The organism is Achromobacter sp. GbtcB20 (genome assembly GCF_019091095.1).
Taxonomy (GTDB): Bacteria; Pseudomonadota; Gammaproteobacteria; order Burkholderiales; family Burkholderiaceae_B; genus Achromobacter; species Achromobacter mucicolens.
The window spans coordinates 1-330 of sequence record NZ_JAGXJZ010000359.1 but is presented as its reverse complement, the minus strand read 5'-3'; the positions used below and the strand labels follow the sequence as shown (position 1 = coordinate 330).

The 330-nt window shown below is 62.7% G+C and carries 1 pseudogene; it reads right to left on the bottom strand.

The features are described 5' to 3' along the window. Positions 1 to 12: 12 nt before the first annotated feature. Positions 13 to 330 (bottom strand): annotated as a pseudogene (locus KVT32_RS29315) (flagellum-specific ATP synthase FliI); the annotation flags it as partial.

Here is a 330-nt window from a genome sequence, read left to right as displayed (position 1 = left end):
GGCCGAGTTCAATCAGCCGAACAGAGCGCCTAATTGCCCCAAACTCTGGCCCATGTTGGTGTTCTCGTGGATTTCCTGGCACAGGAATTCCTCGATCTTCTCGTTCAGCGCGATCGCCTGGTCGAGCACCGGATCCCTGCCGGGCGCATAGGCGCCGACGCTGATCAGGTCGCGCGAGCGCTGGTAGCGCGAATACAGCTGCTTCAGTTTGCGCGCCGACTGCTGGTGCTGGTGCGAGGTGATGCCGTGCATGGCCCGGCTGATCGACTGTTCGATGTCGATCGCGGGGTAGTGGCCAGCCTCGGCCAGGTGGCGGTTCAGCACGATGTG